The organism is Nocardioides flavus (ex Wang et al. 2016) (assembly GCF_014653115.1).
Classification (GTDB): domain Bacteria; phylum Actinomycetota; class Actinomycetes; order Propionibacteriales; family Nocardioidaceae; genus Nocardioides; species Nocardioides flavus.
Map to the genome: position 1 here is coordinate 1 of NZ_BNAD01000030.1, position 1,438 is coordinate 1,438.

General features: G+C 69.7%; 1 protein-coding gene. It reads right to left on the bottom strand.

The genetic code is table 11. From position 1 onward, the window contains the following. Positions 1–25: 25 nt before the first annotated feature. Complete coding sequence (locus IE200_RS20450) at positions 26–1,324, bottom strand: ISL3 family transposase (RefSeq protein ID WP_191281338.1); 1,299 nt, start codon at positions 1,322–1,324, stop codon at positions 26–28. Positions 1,325–1,438 lie beyond the last annotated feature (114 nt).

The following is a 1,438-nucleotide window of genomic DNA, read 5'->3' on the forward strand; positions in this document are numbered from 1 at the left end:
CCGGCTCTCCTGACTGATGTGTGGGTCATGCTCGGCTTGGGAGGGCTGGTCTGTAGGGGCCGCGGCTGAGCATCGCGAGCGCGATGAGGGGTTGGGGTGAGTGGAAGCCGAACGCGATGCGGGTGAGTAGTCGGATCTTGGTGTTCACGGACTCGACAAGGGCGTTGGACAGGCCGTGGGTGAGGGTGGCCTCGACCCGCTCCCGGATGGCCGTGATGCGTGCGGCCAGGTGGGTCATTTCAGGGACACCGCTGTGGGTGGCCCAGGCGAGCCATTCGTCGAGGGCGTCGAGTCCGGGGCGGCCGCGCATGCGCAGCAGCAACCGAAGGCCTTCCTTGAGCCGGTAGGCCTCCCATAGCTCGGGGTGCGTGGCGGCAATCCAGTCCAGGCGCTGTTGCTGGCGGCAGGTGAGGTCCTCGGGGTTCTTCCACAAGGCGTGGCGGGCATCGCGCAGCTCGCGCGCAGCGCCGGTGGAGTCACGCCGTTGCCGGCCGTGTTCGATGCCGTTCTTGTGGGTGGCGCCACCGGCGCGGGCCGTGCGCCAGGCCCGGGCACGTACGTTGCCCAGGGCCTGGTTGGCCCACTTGATGACGTGGAAGGGATCGGCGCACTGGATCGCGGTCGGACAGCGTTCGGTGACCACGTGGCTGATCCAGCCGGCTTGGTCGGCCGAGACATGGGTGATCAGGCTGCTGCGCTCGACGCCGAGGTCGTCGAAGAACCGGCGCAGCGTGTCGCGGTCACGGCCGGGCTCGGCCCACACCAGGTGACCGGAGTCGTGGTCGACGACCACGGTCAGGTACAACTGCCCGCGCCGGTAGGAGATCTCGTCGATCCCGATCCGGCGCAGGCCCTCGAGCTGGTCCCCGGCCGGGCCGCCGTGCTCAGCCTGGATCCGGGTCCAGACCCGGTCCACGATCGCGCCGACCGTGCGCCACGCGATCCGCATCAGCTCGGTGACCGCGGTCTTCGAGGTCCGCACCACCAGCCACGCGGCCTGCTGGTCGAAGGTGTGCGTGTGACCCGCACCGTGGGCGGCCCACGGCACGTGAGCGACCACCACGCCGTGTGCCGGGCAGCGCACTCGGGGCGCGTCAGCCTCCAAGAACGCCATCGCGATCCCGTGGTCCAAGGTCCGCCACCGCCGGCGCGAAGAACCGGCGTCGTAGCGGGGACAACGTCGACGGCACCGGCCACACCGGCCCTGCCGACGCGCCATCGGCCGCACGTGGAAGACCAGCGACCCGTCCGGGTCTTTGGTCACGTTCTCGATCGCGGTGTGCTCCAACCCGAGCAGACCGCGCCATAGGCTGACCCCAGGCACGCCGTTCTCCTGTCACCGGTTCCTGTTCTTCGACAGCTCAGAAACCTAGGCAGGGAGCGGCGTGCCGCCACGACAGGCGCGCTCACCTACCCACAGATGTGTCAGGAGAGCCGG